This is a genomic window from Streptomyces sp. BHT-5-2 (genome assembly GCF_019774615.1).
GTDB lineage: Bacteria > Actinomycetota > Actinomycetes > Streptomycetales > Streptomycetaceae > Streptomyces.
The window spans coordinates 5259106-5278071 of the sequence record NZ_CP081496.1 but is presented as its reverse complement, the minus strand read 5'-3'; the positions used below and the strand labels follow the sequence as shown (position 1 = coordinate 5278071).

The following is an 18966-nucleotide window of genomic DNA, read 5'->3' as shown; positions in this document are numbered from 1 at the left end:
CGGGCCGTATTCGTACCGCACTTCAGCCGCTCATCGGCTCAGGCGCAAAAAACTCAACCGCCGAACTCCTCAAGCCCCTTCAGGGCCTGGTCCAGCAGCGCCTTGCGGCCCTCCAGCTCGCGGCCGAGCTTGTCGGCCTTGGCGTCGTTGCCGGCCGCCCGGGCGGTGTCGATCTGCTTCTGCAGCTTGTCGACGGCGTCCTGGAGCTGGCCGGTCAGCCCCGCGGCGCGGGCCCGCGCCTCGGGGTTGGTCCGCCGCCACTCGGCCTCCTCGGCGTCCTGGATGGCCCGCTCCACGGCGTGCATCCGGCCCTCGATCTTGGGGCGGGCGTCCCGCGGCACATGGCCGATGGACTCCCACCGCTCGTTGATCCCCCGGAACGCGGCCCGGGCCGTCTTGAGGTCGGTGACCGGGAGCAGCTTCTCCGCCTCGGCGGCCAGCTCCTCCTTGCGGGTCAGGTTCTCCCGCTGCTCGGCGTCCCGCTCCGCGAAGACCTCGCCGCGCGCCTGGAAGAAGACGTCCTGGGCGCCGCGGAAGCGGTTCCACAGGTCGTCCTCGTGCTCGCGCTGGGCGCGGCCGGCGGCCTTCCACTCCTGCATCAGCTCGCGGTAGCGGGCGGCGGTGGCCCCCCAGTCCGTGGAGCCGGACAGCGACTCGGCCTCGGCGACCAGCTTCTCCTTGGCCTTGCGGGACTCCTCGCGCTGCGCGTCCAGCGAGGCGAAGTGCGCCTTGCGCCGCTTGGAGAACGCCGACCGGGCGTGCGAGAAGCGGTGCCACAGCTCGTCGTCGGTCTTGCGGTCCAGCCGCGGCAGGCCCTTCCAGGTGTCCACCAGCGACCGCAGCCGCTCGCCGGCCGCCCGCCACTGCTCGCTGGCCGCCAGCTCCTCGGCCTCGACGACCAGCTTCTCCTTGGCCTGCCGGGCCTCGTCGGTCTGCCGGGCCTTGGCCGCCTTGCGCTCCTCGCGCCGCGACTCGACCACACCGACCAGCGTGTCCAGCCGCTTGCCCAGCGCCTGCAGATCGCCCACCGCGTGGTGTTCGTCGACCTGCCGGCGCAGATGGTCGATGGCGGTCTGGGCGTCCTTCGCCGAGAGGTCGGTGGTCCTGACCCGTCGTTCCAGGAGGTCGATCTCGACGACCAGGCCCTCATACTTGCGCTCGAAGTAGGCGAGGGCCTCTTCGGGAGTGCCCGCCTGCCACGATCCGACGACCTGCTCGCCGTCGGCGGTACGCACGTACACGGTCCCCGTCTCATCGACGCGGCCCCATGGGTCGCTGCTCACAGCGCCTCCTCCACATGATGCCGGCCCGGGCGCGCAGCCCCCGGCATCGTCCACAGTTTCTGTCCGGCGGGCAGCGCCCGGCCGGTCCGACGGGCTGAATTGCGGTGAGGGTGGCAGGCCGTCGGAGCAGGCACCCTACACAACGCCAATCTAGGCGACCGGCGGTCGGCTGTCCGCATCCAGCACGACCGAAATTGCAGCGAGGACGACCGAATGCGCCCCCTCCCGGCCACCGCCGATCAGGATTTCCCGACCGTTGCCCTGTTGATGACGACGGTGGCGTTGGGAGCGGTGTTGCCGGTCTCCGGCTCGGGGTGCGAGCCGGCCTCGGCGATCTTCTTCAGCACGTCCATCCCGCCGGTGATCCGGCCGAACGGCGTGTAGTTCGGGGGCAGCTGGCTGTCCTGGTAGACGAGGAAGAACTGACTGCCGCCGGAGTTGCGGGTCTTGGGGTCCTTGCCGTCGTAGCGGTTGGCCATCGCGACCGTGCCCGCCGGGTACACATCGCCCTTGATCCGGGGGTCCTTGAGGTTCTCGTCGGGGAGGGTGTAGCCGGGCGTGCCCTCGCCGGTGCCCTTGGGGTCGCCGCACTGCAGGACGTAGATGTGCTGGTCGACCAGGCGGTGGCAGCGGCTGTGGTCGAAGTAGCCCTGGCCCGCCAGGAAGGCGAAGGAGTTGACGGTGTGCGGCGCCTCGGAAGCGTCCATGGTGAACGTGATCTGCCCGCAGGTGGTGGCCAGCCGGGCGGTGTACGACGCCGAGGCGTCGATCGTCAGCGCCGGCTCCTTCGGCCAGGTCTTCGTCGACGGTGTGCCCTTGGCGGGCCGGGCGCACGGGTCGGCCGGCGAGGGGGAGGCCGCGGCGTCGGTGCGGTCCGGCCCGCCGCCGAGGAGGGTGACCGAGGCGTAGGCGGTGGCGCCCGCCGCCAGGGCGACGGCCACGACGCCCGCGAGGATCACGTTGCGGCGCTTGGCCCGCCGCGTGGACTCGGCCCGCCGCTGCTGCTGGCGCGCGTGCTTCTCCCGGGCGAGCTCGCGCCGCCGCCGGTCCTTGCTGACCACCGGTCGCCTCCTTGTCCTCAAGCGTCGATCGCTGCCGTCGGGCCCGGTCGTCGCAACTCCCGCCCGCCGACGGTCCTCCGGGCGGGCGGCGGGTCCGGTGACAGGGCCCGGCCGTGGCCGTACCGTATACGGGTTCGCCCTGCCGGGAGTCCCGCCGGTAGGCTCTGGAGCTGCCGAGATGTTCCGGGCGCGGCCGCGCAGGCCCGCCCCCGCCGATCTTTAAGGACGAACGTGCTGATTGCCGGGTTCCCCGCCGGGGCCTGGGGCACCAACTGCTATCTGGTCGCCCCCGCCGCCGGCGAGGAGTGCGTGATCATCGATCCGGGCCACCAGGCGGCCCCGGGCGTCGAGGACGCGCTCCGGAAGCATCGGCTCAAGCCCGTCGCGGTGATCCTCACCCACGGCCACATCGACCACGTCGCGTCCGTCGTCCCGGTGTGCGGTGCGCACGACGTCCCCGCCTGGATCCACCCCGAGGACCGCTACATGATGAGCGACCCGGAGAAGGCCCTCGGCCGCTCCATCGGTCAGCGGCTCATGGGCGAGCTGACGGTGGGCGAGCCGGACGATGTCAAGGAGCTGGCCGACGGCGGCGTCCTGGAGCTGGCCGGGCTGGAGTTCTCGGTCGCGCACGCCCCGGGCCATACCAAGGGGTCGGTGACCTTCCGGATGCCCGAGCAGGCCGACATCCCGCCGGTCTTCTTCTCGGGCGACCTGTTGTTCGCCGGCTCCATCGGACGTACCGACATGCCGGGCGGCGACCACGCCGAGATCCTCCGGTCGCTGGCACGCGTGTGCCTGCCGCTGGAGGACGAGACCGTCGTCCTGTCCGGCCACGGCCCCCAGACCACCATCGGCCGCGAACGCGCCACCAACCCCTTCCTCCGGCAGGTGGCCGCCGGCCTCGGAGACGGCACCCCGACCGCCGCTCCGCGACGAGGATTGTGACGAGAACCTTCCGTGAGCACCTTTCAGGCACCCAAGGGCACCTACGACCTGATCCCGCCGAACTCCGCGACGTACCTCGCGGTGCGCGAGGCGATCGCCGCACCGCTGAGGAACTCCGGCTACGGCTACGTCGAGACGCCCGGCTTCGAGAACGTCGAGCTGTTCGCCCGCGGTGTCGGTGAGTCCACCGACATCGTCACCAAGGAGATGTACGCCTTCGAGACCAAGGGCGGCGACAAGCTCGCGCTGCGCCCCGAGGGCACCGCCTCCGTACTGCGCGCCGCGCTGGAGGCCAACCTCCACAAGGGCGGCAACCTCCCCGTCAAGCTCTGGTACTCCGGCTCGTACTACCGCTACGAGCGCCCGCAGAAGGGCCGCTACCGGCACTTCTCGCAGGTCGGTGCCGAGGCGATCGGCGCCGAGGACCCGGCGCTGGACGCCGAGCTGATCATCCTGGCCCACCAGGCGTACCGCTCGCTGGGCCTGCGCGACTTCCGCATCCTGCTGAACTCGCTCGGCGACAAGGAGTGCCGCCCCGTCTACCGCGCCGCGCTCCAGGAGTTCCTGCGCGGGCTCCAGCTGGACGAGGACACCCGCCGCCGGATCGAGATCAACCCGCTGCGGGTCCTGGACGACAAGCGCGAGGCCGTCCAGGAGCAGCTGATCGGCGCGCCGATGCTGCGCGACTACCTCTGCGAGGCGTGCAAGACCTACCACGAGCAGGTCCGCGAGCTGCTGACCGCGGCGGGTGTGGCCTTCGAGGACGACCCGAAGCTGGTCCGCGGCCTGGACTACTACACCCGCACCACCTTCGAGTTCGTCCACGACGGCCTGGGCTCGCAGTCCGCGGTGGGCGGCGGCGGCCGCTACGACGGCCTGTCGGAGATGATCGGCGGCCCCGCGCTGCCGTCCGTCGGCTGGGCGCTGGGCGTGGACCGCACGGTGCTGGCCCTGGAGGCCGAGGGCGTGACCCTCGACATTCCGGCCGCCACCTCCGTCTACGCCGTCCCGCTCGGCGAGGAGGCCCGCCGGGTGCTGTTCGGCAAGGTCACCGAGCTGCGGCTGGCCGGCGTCGCCACCGACTTCGCCTTCGGTGGCAAGGGCCTGAAGAACGCCATGAAGTCCGCCAACCGCTCCGGTGCGCGGCTGGCCCTGGTGGCCGGCGAGCGGGATCTGGCCGAGGGCGTGGTCCAGCTCAAGGACCTCACCAGCGGCGAGCAGACCCCGGTCGCGCTGGACGCGGTGGTCGAGGAGGTCCGGCGGGCGCTGGGCTGAGCCGGTCACGACGGACCACCCGGTCATGACGGACCACGAGGGGCCCGGACGGCAGCGCGCCGTCCGGGCCCCTCGCGTCAACGCCGGGCGCGAATCACCCCGGATCCGGGCACGACACCCCGGTCCCACAAGGAGGTGCGGCACAATGAAGGTTGCGGCCGGGCCCGCCGGCCGGGCGACACCTCCCACGGGACCGACGGAACGGCCATATGACGACGACAGCGCTTGACGACGTGTCCACCGACGACGACCACGTGAGCGCCGCGGAGCTCATCGGCTCCGGTCGCGCGCTGGCCCTGCTCCTGGTGATCACCGGCGCGCTCGGCGGACTGGCCGCCTGGGTCATCACGCTGGACAAGTTCGAGCTGCTCAAGGACCCGAACTTCAAGCCGGCCTGCAGCCTCAACCCGATCATCTCCTGCGGCAGCGTGATGCAGAGCAAGCAGGCGGAGGTCTTCGGCTTCCCCAACCCGATGGCCGGACTGGTCGGCTTCGGGGTGGTCGTCGCGATCGGCATGGCCCTGCTGGCGGGCGCCCGCTTCCGCCGCTGGTACTGGCTCGGGCTGAACGTCGGCACCGGCCTCGCCGCGGTCTTCTGCATGTGGCTGATGACCCAGTCGCTCTACGACATCAACGCGCTCTGCCTGTGGTGCACGCTGACCTGGTGCGTGACCGTCCTGATGTTCTGGTACACCACCGTGCACAACATCAAGCACGGCATCGTCCCGGTGCCCCGGGGACTGCGCAACGCGGTGCTGGAGTTCCACTGGGTCGTCCCGGTGCTCTGGTACGGCGTGATCGGGCTGCTGATCCTGACCCGCTGGTGGTCGTACTGGAGCAGCCTGCTCTGAAGCCCCGCAGCCGCCCGCGCTGCCCGCGGCAGCCCGGAGCCGTCCGGAAGCCGTCGCTCGCCCCGGTCCGCCACCTCGGCGGCCGGGGCGTTGTCAGTGGGGTGGCATAGGCTCCGTAGACGTGGAGCCCGACCTGTTCACCGCCGCCGCGGAAGACCGTCAGGAGAAGGACCCCGCGGGGTCCCCTCTCGCCGTACGCATGCGCCCCCGCACCCTCGACGAAGTCGTCGGCCAGCAGCATCTGCTCAAGCCCGGCTCGCCGCTGCGGCGGTTGGTGGGGGAGGGCAGCGGTGGACCGGCCGGCCCGTCGTCGGTGTTCCTGTGGGGCCCGCCCGGCATCGGCAAGACGACCCTGGCGTACGTCGTCAGCCAGGCGACCAACAAGCGCTTCGTCGAGCTCTCCGCGATCACCGCCGGCGTCAAGGAGGTCCGCGCGGTCATCGACGGCGCCCGCCGCGCCTCGGGGGGCTACGGCAAGGAGACCGTCCTCTTCCTCGACGAGATCCACCGCTTCAGCAAGGCCCAGCAGGACTCCCTGCTGCCCGCGGTGGAGAACCGCTGGGTCACGCTGATCGCCGCCACCACCGAGAACCCGTACTTCTCGGTGATCTCCCCGCTGCTCTCCCGCTCCCTGCTGCTGACCCTCGAACCGCTCACCGACGACGACCTGCGGGGCCTGCTGCACCGCGCGTTGACCGCCGAGCGCGGGCTCGGCGGGACGGTCGCCCTCCCCGAGGACACCGAGGCCCATCTGCTGCGGATCGCGGGCGGTGACGCCCGGCGGGCGCTGACGGCCCTGGAGGCCGGTGCCGGTTCCGCGCTGGCCAAGGGGGAGCAGGAGATCACCCTCCGGACGCTGGAGGAGGCGGTCGACCGCGCCGCGGTGAAGTACGACCGGGCCGGCGACCAGCACTACGACGTCGCCAGCGCACTGATCAAGTCCATCCGCGGTTCCGATGTGGACGCCGCGCTGCACTATCTGGCGCGGATGATCGAGGCGGGGGAGGACCCCCGGTTCATCGCCCGCCGCCTGATGATCTCGGCGAGCGAGGACATCGGCCTGGCCGATCCGTCGGCGCTGCAGACGGCGGTGGCCGCGGCCCAGGCGGTCGCCCTGATCGGCTTCCCCGAGGCCCGGATCACGCTGAGCCAGGCCACCATCGCGCTCGCCCTCGCCCCGAAGTCGAACGCCGCGTATCTGGCGATAGACGCCGCACTGGCTGACGTCCGCGCCGGCAAGGCCGGGCCGGTGCCCCCGCATCTGCGCGACAGTCACTACCAGGGCGCCCAGAAGCTGGGCCACGGCAAGGGCTACCAGTACCCGCACGACCTGCCGGGCGGCATCGCGGCCCAGCAGTACGCCCCCGACGCGGTGCACGGCACGCGCTACTACGCCCCCACCCGGCACGGCGCCGAGGCGCGCTACGCCGATGTCGCCGAGCGGGTCCGGGCCCGGCTGCGCGGCGAGAGCGGCGACTGACGGGGCCGGGTGCCGCGGCGGGTCAGCCGGCCGCGGCCTCGAAGAGGACGTGCATCGCCCGGCGCAGCTCGACTACGTCCCGGACGGGTTCGGGGAAGTCGAAGCGGGCGTCGAAGGTCCGCAGGACGCCGTCGGCCCCGCCGCCCCCCTGGGCCCGATCCCCGCTGCCGCGAACGAAGCGGACCCGCAGCCCGAAGCGGTCCAGGCCCACCGGCACGGCCTGGCCGCGCAGCCCGCAGACCTCGTCGCCGCGCTCGCCGAGCAGCGCGCACAGCCCCCGGACCTGCGCGGAGTGGGCGGCGTGCAGGTGCTGGAGGAGCTCCGCCTCGTGGGAGACCAGCGGGTCGGGCGCCGCGGCGGCGAACTCCTCCGGTTCGAAGGTCTCCGCGCCCCACAGGTCGTCCACCGCGCCCTCGCCGACCTCCAGGCGCAGCAGCATCCAGGCGGGCCGCCCGTACTGGCCCGGCGCGGGGTCCGGCGCCAGTGCCTCGCCGATGCCCAGCAGCTCGCCGACCGGGTGCCGCTCGGCGAGCAGCATCGCGGCCCGGGCCCGCTGTTCGTTCCGTACGGGGGTGAGCCAGCCGGCGACCCAGGCGCGGCCGCGGACTCGGTGCGGCACCGCGATCGGTGCCACATCCGTGATCTCCATCACGGCGGGCAGGTCGTCGTCCTGGGCGTGCGCGGCGGCCCGGGCGGCCGCGGAGTCCCCAGGAACCAGCAGCAGCACGTCTCCTTCGGGGGTCGCGGTCCGGCAGACGGGAGCCGAGAGGCCGGTCTCGTCCGGATCCTCGACTCCGGGGATGTCCAGCGACGCCATACCATGGGATTCGACGAGAGTTCGTACGCGCTCAGCCGCCGAGGGCCGCTGGGCGTCTTCCGTGGGACGCGGCTGACCCGTCCCGGTGCGGTCCGCGCCGGGCAGGTGGATCCCAGGTCGAAACATGCGTTCTCCTCGCGCTAAGGTAAGCCTCACCTAACTTACATGGAGGAACGTTCCACGTGAACCAGTCGCGTCCCAAGGTCAAGAAGTCCCGTGCGCTCGGCATCGCGCTGACGCCCAAGGCCGTCAAGTACTTCGAGGCCCGCCCCTACCCGCCCGGCGAGCACGGCCGTGGCCGCAAGCAGACCAGTGACTACAAGGTCCGACTGCTGGAGAAGCAGCGTCTGCGCGCTCAGTACGACATCAGCGAGCGCCAGATGGTCCGTGCCTACGACCGCGCTCGGAAGGTCGAAGGCAAGACGGGCGAGGCCCTGATCGTCGAGCTGGAGCGCCGTCTGGACGCGCTCGTCCTGCGTTCGGGTCTGGCCCGGACGATCTACCAGGCCCGCCAGATGGTCGTCCACGGCCACATCTCGGTCAACGACCGCAAGGTCGACAAGCCGTCCTTCCGCGTCCGCCCCGGCGACGTCGTGATGGTCCGCGAGCGCAGCCGCGAGAAGCACCCCTTCCAGGTGGCCCGCGAGGGTGGCTACGCCCCCGACGGCGAGACCCCGCGCTACCTGGAGGTCAACCTCCAGGCGCTGGCGTTCCGCCTGGACCGGGACCCCAACCGCAAGGAGATCCCGGTGATCTGCGACGAGCAGCTCGTCGTCGAGTACTACGCCCGCTGATCCAAGCGGCCGGCGCACCGCTCAGCCCGCCGACTCCCCTCCGCACGCGGACGGGGAGGCGGCGGGCCGGTGTGTTTCCGGGGGGAATCCCCGGCCCCGGCCGGCCGCCGGGCCGGTGGTCAACTGCCGCATGACGGCGTCGAGTTCCCGGCTCGATGCCCCCACTCGCCCCACGGAGCGCATGCGCACCGACACGGGCCGTACAATCGGCCCTCCGGTGCCGCGGGCCGGAACGGCGACGCGGTACGGACGCACAGTCACGGCGCGATAAGGTCAAGGTTGCCGTTCGAGCAGGACGAGACCAGACCAGAGCAGACCAGTCGGAGAGTGGTGCCAGCGTGTCCGGTGGAGAGGTGGCCGGGATCCTCGTGGCCGTCTTCTGGGCGATCCTCGTGTCGTTCCTCGCCCTCGTACTGGTGAGGCTCGCACAGACCCTCAAGGCGACCACCAAGATGGTGACCGAGGTGTCCGAGCAGGCCGTGCCGCTCCTCGCCGACGCCTCCGAGACCGTCCGCTCCGCGCACAGCCAACTCGCTCGCGTCGACGCCATCGCCGCCGACGTCCAAGAGGTCACCGCCAACGCCTCCGCGCTCTCCTCGACCGTCTCGTCCGCCTTCGGCGGGCCGCTGGTCAAGGTCGCCGCGTTCGGCTACGGCGTGCGCCGCGCGATCGGCAAGAAGGGCCTGCCCGAGCCGGACCGCACCGTCATCGTCGGCCGCACCCTGCCCGGCGCACGCCGCGGCGGGCGCCGCTCCCGTCGCTCCAAGGACTGATCACCGCGATGTTCCGCCGCGCATTCTGGTTCACCACCGGCGCCGCCGCCGGGGTGTGGGCCACCAACAAGGTCCACCGCAAGCTGCGCAAGCTGCAGCCCGACAGCCTCGCCGCGCAGGCCGCGGACAAGGCCGTCGAGACCGGACACCGGCTGCGCCAATTTGCATTGGACGTACGGGCCGGAATGGCGGACCGTGAAGAGCAACTGCACGACGCGCTCGGGCTCGCGGAGCCCGGCGAGGTGCGTGAGCTGCCCGCGCCGCGCCGTGCGGTGCAGCAGGTGCAGCAGACGTCCTACCGAACCACGAGAACCCCCGGACTGACCGGACCGACCGGAAATGAGGACCACTGATGGAGTCGGCTGAAATCCGCCGCCGCTGGCTGCGCTTCTTCGAAGAGCGCGGGCACACCGTCGTGCCGTCGGCGTCGCTCATCGCGGACGACCCGACGCTGCTCCTGGTCCCGGCGGGCATGGTCCCCTTCAAGCCGTACTTCCTCGGCGAGGTCAAGCCCCCCTTCAAGACCGCCACCAGCGTCCAGAAGTGCGTCCGCACGCCGGACATCGAAGAGGTCGGCAAGACCACCCGGCACGGCACGTTCTTCCAGATGTGCGGCAACTTCTCCTTCGGCGACTACTTCAAGGAAGGCGCCATCAAGTACGCCTGGGAGCTGCTGACGTCTCCCGTGGCGGAGGGCGGCTACGGCCTGGAGCCCGAGAAGCTCTGGATCACCGTCTACCTCGACGACGACGAGGCCGAGCGCATCTGGCACGAGGTCGTCGGCGTGCCCAAGGAGCGCATCCAGCGCCTGGGCAAGAAGGAGAACTACTGGTCCATGGGCGTCCCGGGCCCCTGCGGCCCGTGCTCGGAGATCAACTACGACCGCGGCCCCGAGTTCGGCGTGGAGGGCGGCCCGGCCGTCAACGACGAGCGCTACGTGGAGATCTGGAACCTGGTCTTCATGCAGTACGAGCGCGGCGCGGGCCTCGGCAAGGAGGACTTCGAGATCCTCGGCGAGCTGCCGTCGAAGAACATCGACACCGGCCTCGGCCTGGAACGCCTCGCGATGATCCTCCAGGGCGTCCGCAACATGTACGAGACCGACACCCTGCGCGTCGTGATCGACAAGGCCGGCGAGCTCACCGGCGTCCGCTACGGCACCGCCGACGACTCCGACGTCTCGCTGCGCGTGGTCGCCGACCACATGCGCACCTCCACCATGCTCATCGGCGACGGCGTCACCCCCGGCAACGAGGGCCGCGGCTACGTCCTGCGCCGCATCATGCGCCGCGCCATCCGCAACATGCGGCTGCTGGGCGCCACCGGCCCGGTCGTCGGCGAGCTGCTCGACGTGGTCATCCGCACGATGGGCCAGCAGTACCCGGAGCTGCTGGAGGACCGCAAGCGCATCGAGACGGTCGCCCTCGCCGAGGAGGCTGCCTTCCTCAAGACCCTCAAGGCCGGCACCAACATCCTCGACACCGCCGTCACCGAGACCAAGGCCGGCGGCAGCACGGTGCTCTCCGGCGACAAGGCGTTCCTGCTCCACGACACCTGGGGCTTCCCGATCGACCTCACCCTCGAAATGGCCGCCGAGCAGGGCCTCTCGGTGGACGAGGACGGCTTCCGCCGCCTGATGAAGGAGCAGCGGGAGCGCGCCAAGGCCGACGCCCAGGCCAAGAAGCACGGCCACGCCGACATGTCGGCCTACCGCGAGATCGCCGACACCGCCGGCGCCTCGGTCTTCACCGGCTACACCGACACCGAGGGCGAGTCCACCGTCGTCGGACTGGTGGTCAACGGCGCCTCGGCCCCGGCCGCCCACGAGGGCGACGAGGTCGAGGTCGTGCTGGACCGCACGCCGTTCTACGCCGAGGGCGGCGGCCAGCTCGCCGACACCGGCCGCATCAAGCTGGACAACGGCGCCGTCGTCGAGGTGCGCGACGTCCAGCAGCCGGTCCCCGGCGTCCTCGTCCACAAGGGCGCGGTGCAGGTCGGCGAGGTGGTGCTCGGCGCCGCCGGGTACGCCGTCATCGACGTCCAGCGCCGCCGGGCCATCGCCCGCGCGCACAGCGCCACCCACCTCACCCACCAGGCGCTGCGCGACGCCCTGGGCCCGACCGCCGCCCAGGCCGGTTCGGAGAACTCCCCGGGCCGCTTCCGCTTCGACTTCGGTTCGCCGACCGCCGTGCCCGGCTCGGTCCTCACCGACGTCGAGCAGAAGATCAACGACGTCCTGTCCCGCGAACTCGACGTGCACGCCGAGGTCATGAGCATGGACGAGGCCAAGAAGCAGGGCGCGATCGCCGAGTTCGGCGAGAAGTACGGCGAGCGGGTCCGCGTGGTCACCATCGGCGACTTCTCCAAGGAGCTGTGCGGCGGCACGCACGTCCACAACACCGCCCAGCTGGGCCTGGTGAAGCTGCTCGGCGAGTCCTCCATCGGCTCCGGCGTGCGCCGGGTCGAGGCCCTGGTCGGCGTGGACGCCTACCGGTTCCTGGCCCGCGAGCACACCGTCGTCTCGCAGCTCACCGAGCTGGTCAAGGGCCGCCCGGAGGAGCTGCCGGAGAAGATCTCCGGTGTCCTGGCCAAGCTGAAGGACGCCGAGAAGGAGATCGAGAAGTTCCGCGCCGAGAAGGTGCTGCAGGCCGCGGCCGGGCTGGCCGCGGATGCCCAGGACGTCCGCGGGGTGGCCCTGGTCGCCGCCCCGGTCCAGGACGGCACCTCCGCCGACGACCTGCGCAAGCTGGTCCTCGACGTGCGCGGCCGGATCCCGGGCGACCGCGCCGTGGTGGTGGCCCTGTTCACCGTGGCGGGCGGCCGTCCGCTGACCGTCATCGCCACCAACGAGGCCGCCCGCGAGCGCGGCATCAAGGCCGGCGACCTGGTCCGCACCGCGGCCAAGACGCTCGGCGGCGGTGGTGGCGGCAAGCCGGACGTGGCCCAGGGCGGCGGCCAGAACGCCGCCGCGGTGCCCGAGGCCGTCGAGGCCGTCCGGCGCCTGGTGTCCGAGGCGGCCTGACGCACGTGAGCGAGATGCGACGCGGCCGCCGCATCGCCGTGGATGTCGGGGACGCCCGGATCGGGGTCGCCTCGTGCGACCCCGACGGGGTCCTCGCCACCCCCGTCGAGACCGTGCCGGGGCGGGACGTCCCGGCGGCGCACCGGCGGTTGAAGGCGATCGTCGAGGAGTACGAGCCGCTGGAGGTCGTGGTCGGCCTGCCCCGTTCCCTCAGTGGGGGAGAGGGGCCGGCCGCGGCCAAGGTCCGGGCCTTCGCCCGTGAACTGGCCCGGAACATCGCCCCCGTGGGGGTGCGGCTGGTCGACGAGCGGATGTCGACGGTCACCGCGACCCACGGGCTGCGGGCCTCCGGCGTCCGCAGCAAGAAGGGCCGCTCGGTGGTCGACCAGGCCGCCGCGGTGGTCATCCTCCAGAGCGCGCTGGAGACCGAACGGAAGTCCGGGCAGCCGCCCGGGGAGCCCGTCGAAGTGGTCATCTGATCGCGGTACGGTAACGTTCCGCGCGTTGTGGCGGTTCGAACAGCCGCGCGTGCAAGTAGAGGTGGATCGGTACGTCAGGCGCTGCCCGGATGGAGCGCCCCGCCTCTCGGCTCTAGGGGATCGATGACCGAGTATGGCCGGGGCTACGGCTCCGAACCGTGGCATCCCGACGACCCGCTCTACGGAGACCGTGGTTCGTACGGAGGCCAGGCGCAGCAGCCGCAGTGGGCGGGGCAGCAGCCCACCGGGTATCCCCAGCAGCAGTACCCCCAGGAGCAGTTTCCCCAGCAGCCGCATCCGCACCAGCAGTACCCGGCGGGCCACGGCGGCTGGGACGGCACGCAGCAGCCGGGCGGCCGGCCGGCGTACGACCCGTACGACCCCTACGGGCAGCAGCCGCCGCCCGGCCCGTACCACCAGCCGGGCCAGGACTACCCGGCCCCGCATCCCGCCGGCCAGGACTACCCCGGACACGAGTACTACGGCGGCCAGGACGGCTACGGATTCCAGGAGACCCAGCAGCTGCCCGCCCAGCCGCCGCCCCCGCAGCACGGGATCCCGGAGCAGGCGGACCCGCACGCCCGGCAGTACGGGCAGCCGCCGCACCCGCAGGGCCCCGGCCCGCAGCAGCACCCGCAGGCCGGCCCGTCCTACGACGACCCGGCCGCCGCGGGCGACGACTGGCGGGCGGCGCAGGACGCCGACGAGCCGGAACCGCGCGCACCGGAACGGGAACACCCGTTCTTCGCCGACGCCCCGGACGCCGAGGACGCCGACCACGACGACGAGGACGACCGGTCCTCCGGCCGTGACCGCCGCGGTCGCAACAAGAAGAACAAGAAGAACAAGCGGCGCAGTGGCTCCGCCTGCCTGATCGCGACCCTGGCCCTGGTCGGCGTCGTCGGTGGCGTCGGCTACTTCGGCTACGACTACATCAAGGCCCGCTTCGGATCAGCGCCCGACTACGAGGGCGAGGGCTCCGGCGACGTGCAGGTGGAGATCCCGGACGGGGTGCCGATCTCCCAGATGGGCACGATCCTCGCCCGCGACGGCGTGATCAAGAGCGCCGGCGCGTTCACCGAGGCCGCGGCCGCGGACGACAAGAAGTCGCGCAGCCTCCAGCCCGGGACGTACACGCTGCGCAAGCAGATGTCGGCGGCGGCCGCCCTCGACCTCATGCTGGATCCCAAGAGCCGCAACGGCCTGACGGTCCGGGAGGGGCTGCGGGCCGACGGGGTCTACGAGCTGATCGACAAGAAGCTCAAGCTCAAGGCGGGCACCACCAAGGACGTCGCCAAGAGCCAGGCCAAGAACCTCGGTCTGCCCTCCTGGGCCGGCGACTCCCCGAAGATCAAGGACCCGCTGGAGGGCTTCCTCTACCCCTCGACATACAGCGTCGGCGACCACGCCAAGCCCGCGGACGTGCTCCGGCAGATGGTCGCGCGGGCCACGAAGGAATACCAGCAGTACGATCTCGCGGCGAACGCGGCGAAATTCCACCTGGATTCCCCGCTCCAACTCCTCACCGTCGCCAGCCTCACCCAGGCCGAGGGCCGGACGCACGACGACTTCCGCAAGATGGCCGCGGTCGTCTACAACCGACTGGCTCCGACCAACACGGACACGAACCAGAAGCTGGAATTCGACTCGACGTACAACTACCTCAAAAAGCAGAGCAAGATCGACATTCCCATCAAGGAGATCCGGACCTACAACGACCCCTACAACACCTACTTCTACAAGGGGTTGCCGCCCGGCCCGATCGGTAATCCCGGTGCGGAGGCGTTGAAGGCGACGATCAATCCGGACGACTCCGACAAGTGGCTCTACTTCATCTCGTTGGACGGCAAGAAGACCGACTTCGCCACCAGTCTCACCGAGTTCAACAAGCTCTACCAGCAATTCCAGCAGCAACAGGCGCAGAAGAAGAACGGAAGCTGAAGGCCAGCCCGTGTCCCACAGTCCCGACATCAAGAAGGCGGCGGTCCTCGGGTCGCCCATCGCGCACTCCCTCTCGCCGGTGCTGCACCGCGCCGCCTACGACGAACTCGGGCTGGCCGGCTGGGAGTACGGCCGGCACGAGGTCGACGAGGCCGCGCTCCCCGGCTTCATGGCGGAGCTCGGACCGGAGTGGGCCGGGCTGTCGCTGACCATGCCGCTCAAGCGCGCGGTGATCCCGCTGCTGGACGAGATCAGCCCCACCGCGGCCTCGGTGGAGGCGGTCAACACCGTCGTGTTCACCCCCGACGGGCGCCGGCGCGGCGACAACACCGACGTCCCCGGCATGCTCGCCGCGCTGCGCGAACGCGGCGTCGAGCGGGTCGAGCGGGCCGCCGTCCTCGGCGCCGGCGCCACCGCCTCCTCCGCGCTCGCCGCGCTCGCCCGGATCTGCACCGGCGAGGTCACCGCGTACGTCCGCAGCGCGGCCCGCGCCGAGGAGATGCGCGGCTGGGGCGAACGGCTCGACGTCGCGGTGCGCACCGCCCCCTGGGACGACGCGGCCGCGGCCTTCGAGGCGCCGCTGGTCGTCGCCACCACCCCCGCGGGCAGCACCGACCCGCTCGCCGCCGCCGTGCCCGACCGCCCCGGCACCCTCTTCGACGTGCTCTACGAGCCCTGGCCGACCGCCCTGGCCGCCGCCTGGGCCGCCCGCGGCGGTGCCGTCGTCGGCGGCCTGGACCTCCTGGTCCACCAGGCCGTCCTCCAGGTCGAGCAGATGACCGGCCGGGCGCCCGCGCCGCTGGCCGCGATGCGCCGGGCCGGCGAGGCGGCGCTCGCGGCCCGCTGACCGGTCGCTTCGGTCCGCACCCTGGACGGCGCGCCACACGGCCGGCCCGACGTGGGAGGATCGGAGGAGACCGTACGCGGATGAGCAGCACATGAGCAGTACTGAGGAGCACCGTTGAGCAGGTTGCGCTGGCTGACGGCGGGGGAGTCGCACGGCCCCGCACTCGTGGCGACGCTGGAGGGCCTTCCCGCCGGCGTGCCGATCACCACGGAGATGGTGGCGGACGCCCTGGCCCGCCGCCGGCTCGGCTATGGCCGCGGTGCCCGGATGAAGTTCGAGCGGGACGAGGTCACCTTCCTCGGCGGTGTCCGGCACGGGCGGTCGCTGGGCTCCCCCGTCGCGATCATGGTCGGCAACACCGAGTGGCCCAAGTGGGAGCAGGTCATGGCCGCCGACCCGGTCGACGAGGCCGAGCTGGCCGAGCTGGCCCGCAACGCCCCGCTGACCCGTCCCCGCCCAGGCCACGCCGACCTCGCCGGCATGCAGAAGTACGGCTTCGACGAGGCCCGCCCGATCCTGGAGCGCGCCTCCGCCCGCGAGACCGCGGCCCGGGTCGCTCTGGGCACCGTCGCCCGCTCCTTCCTCAAGGAGACGGCCGGCATCGAGATCGTCTCGCACGTCGTCGAGCTGGCCGCGGCCAAGGCCCCCTACGGCGTCTACCCCGAGCCCTCCGACGTCGAGAAGCTGGACGCCGACCCGGTGCGCTGCCTGGACGCCGACGCCTCGAAGGCGATGGTCGCCGAGATCGACCAGGCCCACAAGGACGGCGACACGCTCGGCGGCGTCGTCGAGGTGCTGGCCTACGGCGTGCCCGTCGGCCTCGGCTCGCACGTCCATTGGGACCGCCGTCTGGACGCCCGGCTGGCCGCCGCCCTGATGGGCATCCAGGCCATCAAGGGCGTCGAGGTCGGCGACGGCTTCGACCTGGCGCGGGTGCCCGGCTCCAAGGCGCACGACGAGATCGTGGCCACCGAAGATGGCATCAGGCGCACCTCGGGCCGCTCCGGCGGCACCGAGGGCGGCCTGACCACCGGTGAACTCCTGCGCGTGCGGGCCGCGATGAAGCCGATCGCGACCGTGCCGCGGGCGCTGGCGACGATCGACGTCGCCACCGGCGAGGCCGCCAAGGCCCACCACCAGCGCTCCGACGTCTGCGCGGTCCCGGCCGCCGGCATCGTCGCCGAGGCGATGGTGGCGCTGGTGCTGGCCGACGCGGTGGTGGAGAAGTTCGGCGGCGACAGCGTGCCGGAGACCCGCCGCAACGTCCAGGGCTACCTCGACAACCTGGCGATCAAGTGACCGCGCCCGTCGTCGTACTGGTCGGCCCGCCCGGGGCCGGCAAGTCCACCGTGGGCGCGCTGCTGGCCGCCCGGCTCGGCGTCGGCTACCGCGACACCGACGCCGACATCGTCGTCACCGCCGACAAGCCGATCGCCGAGATCTTCATCGAGGACGGCGAGGGGCACTTCCGCGAGCTGGAGCGGGCGGCGGTCCGCACCGCCCTCGACGGCCACCGGGGAGTGCTCTCCCTCGGCGGCGGCGCGGTCATGGACGACGGCACCCGGAAGCTGCTGACCGGCCTGCCGGTGGTCTTCCTGGACGTCGAACTCGCCGACGCAGTCAAGCGGGTGGGCCTGGACGCGCCCCGCCCGCTGCTCGCGGTCAACCCGCGCAAGCAGTGGCGCGAGCTGATGGAGCGGCGCCGCCCGCTCTACACCGAGGTCGCACGGGCGGTGATCGCCACCGGGGGCCGCACCCCCGAGGACATCGCCGACGCGATCGTGGACGCTTTGGAGCTACGGCCGGCCGCGGACCCCGCGCACCCCGCCGGCAGGGAGGAACAGGCATGACGGAGCACGCCACCCGCATCCAGGTCGGCGGCACCGCCGGCACCGACCCGTACGAGGTACTCGTCGGTCGGCAGCTGCTGGGTGAACTCCCCGGCCTGATCGGCACCGGGGCCAGGCGCGTCGCCGTGCTGCACCCCGAGGCGCTGTCCGCCACCGGCGAGGCGCTGCGCGCGGACCTCGCCGACCAGGGCTACGAGGCGATCGCCGTCCAGCTGCCCAACGCCGAGGAGGCCAAGACCGCCGAGGTCGCCGCCTACTGCTGGAAGGCGCTCGGCCAGACCGGCTTCACCCGCACCGACGTGATCGTCGGCGTGGGCGGCGGCGCCACCACCGACCTGGCCGGCTTCGTCGCCGCGACCTGGCTGCGCGGGGTGCGCTGGATCGCCGTCCCGACCACCGTCCTGGGCATGGTGGACGCCGCGGTCGGCGGCAAGACCGGCATCAACACCGCCGAGGGCAAGAACCTCGTCGGCGCCTTCCACCCGCCGGCCGGGGTGCTCTGCGACCTCGCGGCGCTGGACTCCCTCCCGGTCCACGACTACGTCTCCGGGCTGGCCGAGGTCATCAAGGCCGGCTTCATCGCCGACCCGGTGATCCTCGACCTGATCGAGTCCGACCCCGAGGGCGCCAAGCGGCCCGACGGCCCGCACACCGCCGAGCTGATCGTGCGGGCGATCCGGGTCAAGGCCGAGGTGGTCTCCGCGGACCTCAAGGAGTCCGGTCTGCGGGAGATCCTCAACTACGGCCACACCCTGGCCCACGCCATCGAGAAGAACGAGCGCTACAACTGGCGGCACGGCGCCGCGGTCTCGGTCGGCATGGTCTTCGCCGCCGAACTCGGTCGGATCGCCGGCCGGTTGGACGACGCCACCGCCGACCGGCACCGGGCCGTCCTGTCCGCCGTCGGACTGCCGCTGACCTACCGCGGCGACCAGTGGCCCAAGCTGCTGGAGACCATGAAGGTCGACAAGAAGTCCCGCGGCGACCGGCTGCGCTTCATCGTCCTGGACGGCCTGGCCAAACCGGTCGTCCTGGAGAGCCCCGATCCGGCGATGCTGCTCGCCGCGCACGCGGAGATCGCCGCATGACCGCGGCAGCGCGCCGGGTGCTGGTACTCAACGGCCCCAACCTCGGCCGGCTGGGCTCCCGCGAGCCCGACGTCTACGGCGCCACCTCCTACGCCGGACTGGTCGCCGAGTGCGCCCGGCTCGGCGAGGAGCTGGGCCTGGACGCCGAGGTGCGGGAGACCAACGACGAGGGCGAGATGGTCCGCTGGCTGCACGAGGCCGCCGACGGCGCCATCCCGGTCGTCATCAACCCCGGTGCGTTCACGCACTACTCCTACGCGATGCGGGACGCGGCCGCCCAGCGCACCGCCCCGCTGGTCGAGGTGCACATCTCCAACCCGTACGCCCGCGAGGAGTTCCGCCACACCTCGGTCATCGCGGCCGTCGCCAGTGGCACCGTCGCCGGCTTCGGCATCGGCTCCTACCGCCTCGCGCTACGCGCCCTGGCCGAGGAACTGAACGACTGACCCGCGCGTCG

At 72.1% G+C, this 18966-nt stretch carries 18 protein-coding genes; 15 read left to right on the top strand and 3 right to left on the bottom strand.

From position 1 onward, the window contains the following. Window positions 1-53: 53 nt before the first annotated feature. Window positions 54-1283: a DUF349 domain-containing protein gene (locus K2224_RS23345; protein ID WP_221908464.1), complete on the bottom strand. Its 1230-nt coding sequence runs from the start codon at window positions 1281-1283 to the stop codon at window positions 54-56. A 239-nt stretch (window positions 1284-1522) separates the two neighbouring features. Beyond that, on the bottom strand, window positions 1523-2344 hold the full coding sequence (locus tag K2224_RS23340) for a peptidylprolyl isomerase (RefSeq protein WP_221908463.1): 822 nt from the start codon (window positions 2342-2344) through the stop codon (window positions 1523-1525). Between the two features lie 231 nt (window positions 2345-2575). Here K2224_RS23340 and K2224_RS23335 point away from each other — a divergent pair, with 231 nt between their 5' ends. The 4 genes from K2224_RS23335 (at window position 2576) to K2224_RS23320 (ending at window position 6898) form a co-directional block, all read left to right on the top strand. Beyond that, complete coding sequence (locus K2224_RS23335) at window positions 2576-3292, top strand: MBL fold metallo-hydrolase (RefSeq protein WP_221908462.1); 717 nt, start codon at window positions 2576-2578, stop codon at window positions 3290-3292. 12 nt (window positions 3293-3304) lie between these two features. Then, complete coding sequence (hisS, locus tag K2224_RS23330; protein ID WP_221908461.1) at window positions 3305-4567, top strand: histidine--tRNA ligase; 1263 nt, start codon at window positions 3305-3307, stop codon at window positions 4565-4567. Window positions 4568-4776: 209 nt separating this feature from the next. After that, window positions 4777-5418, top strand: a complete 642-nt coding sequence (locus K2224_RS23325) for a vitamin K epoxide reductase family protein (protein ID WP_221908460.1) — start codon at window positions 4777-4779, stop codon at window positions 5416-5418. Between the two features lie 121 nt (window positions 5419-5539). Further along, window positions 5540-6898, top strand: coding sequence for a replication-associated recombination protein A (locus K2224_RS23320; protein ID WP_221908459.1), 1359 nt, complete (start codon window positions 5540-5542; stop codon window positions 6896-6898). Window positions 6899-6920: 22 nt separating this feature from the next. Here K2224_RS23320 and K2224_RS23315 read toward each other — a convergent pair whose 3' ends face one another. Beyond that, entirely contained in the window at window positions 6921-7715 is a 795-nt protein-coding gene (locus K2224_RS23315) for a DUF2470 domain-containing protein (RefSeq protein WP_221909890.1), read from the bottom strand. 182 nt (window positions 7716-7897) lie between these two features. On the opposite strand from K2224_RS23315, the gene rpsD reads away from it, so the two are divergent. From rpsD to aroQ, 11 genes are all read left to right on the top strand, one after another. Next, window positions 7898-8509, top strand: coding sequence for a 30S ribosomal protein S4 (rpsD, locus tag K2224_RS23310; RefSeq protein ID WP_221908458.1), 612 nt, complete (start codon window positions 7898-7900; stop codon window positions 8507-8509). Between the two features lie 353 nt (window positions 8510-8862). Next, complete coding sequence (locus K2224_RS23305; protein WP_221909889.1) at window positions 8863-9282, top strand: DUF948 domain-containing protein; 420 nt, start codon at window positions 8863-8865, stop codon at window positions 9280-9282. A gap of 8 nt (window positions 9283-9290) precedes the next feature. After that, entirely contained in the window at window positions 9291-9635 is a 345-nt protein-coding gene (locus tag K2224_RS23300; protein WP_221908457.1) for a DUF6167 family protein, read from the top strand. After that, a complete protein-coding gene (alaS, locus tag K2224_RS23295; protein ID WP_221908456.1) occupies window positions 9635-12304 on the top strand; it encodes an alanine--tRNA ligase in 2670 nt (889 codons plus the stop codon). Before K2224_RS23300 ends, alaS begins: the two co-directional genes overlap by 1 nt. Window positions 12305-12318: 14 nt before the next feature. Next, on the top strand, window positions 12319-12783 hold the full coding sequence (gene ruvX / locus K2224_RS23290; protein WP_221909888.1) for a Holliday junction resolvase RuvX: 465 nt from the start codon (window positions 12319-12321) through the stop codon (window positions 12781-12783). Between the two features lie 123 nt (window positions 12784-12906). Continuing rightward, complete coding sequence (mltG, locus tag K2224_RS23285; RefSeq protein WP_221908455.1) at window positions 12907-14724, top strand: endolytic transglycosylase MltG; 1818 nt, start codon at window positions 12907-12909, stop codon at window positions 14722-14724. 10 nt (window positions 14725-14734) lie between these two features. Beyond that, window positions 14735-15571 carry a shikimate dehydrogenase gene (locus K2224_RS23280; RefSeq protein WP_221908454.1) on the top strand — a complete coding sequence of 279 codons (837 nt, stop codon included), beginning with the start codon at window positions 14735-14737 and terminating at the stop codon, window positions 15569-15571. A 114-nt stretch (window positions 15572-15685) separates the two neighbouring features. Next, window positions 15686-16870, top strand: a complete 1185-nt coding sequence (aroC, locus tag K2224_RS23275) for a chorismate synthase (RefSeq protein WP_221908453.1) — start codon at window positions 15686-15688, stop codon at window positions 16868-16870. Next, entirely contained in the window at window positions 16867-17421 is a 555-nt protein-coding gene (locus tag K2224_RS23270; RefSeq protein ID WP_221908452.1) for a shikimate kinase, read from the top strand. Before aroC ends, K2224_RS23270 begins: the two co-directional genes overlap by 4 nt. Then, window positions 17418-18509: a 3-dehydroquinate synthase gene (aroB, locus tag K2224_RS23265; protein WP_221908451.1), complete on the top strand. Its 1092-nt coding sequence runs from the start codon at window positions 17418-17420 to the stop codon at window positions 18507-18509. Before K2224_RS23270 ends, aroB begins: the two co-directional genes overlap by 4 nt. Further along, window positions 18506-18955, top strand: a complete 450-nt coding sequence (gene aroQ / locus K2224_RS23260) for a type II 3-dehydroquinate dehydratase (protein WP_221908450.1) — start codon at window positions 18506-18508, stop codon at window positions 18953-18955. Before aroB ends, aroQ begins: the two co-directional genes overlap by 4 nt. Window positions 18956-18966 lie beyond the last annotated feature (11 nt).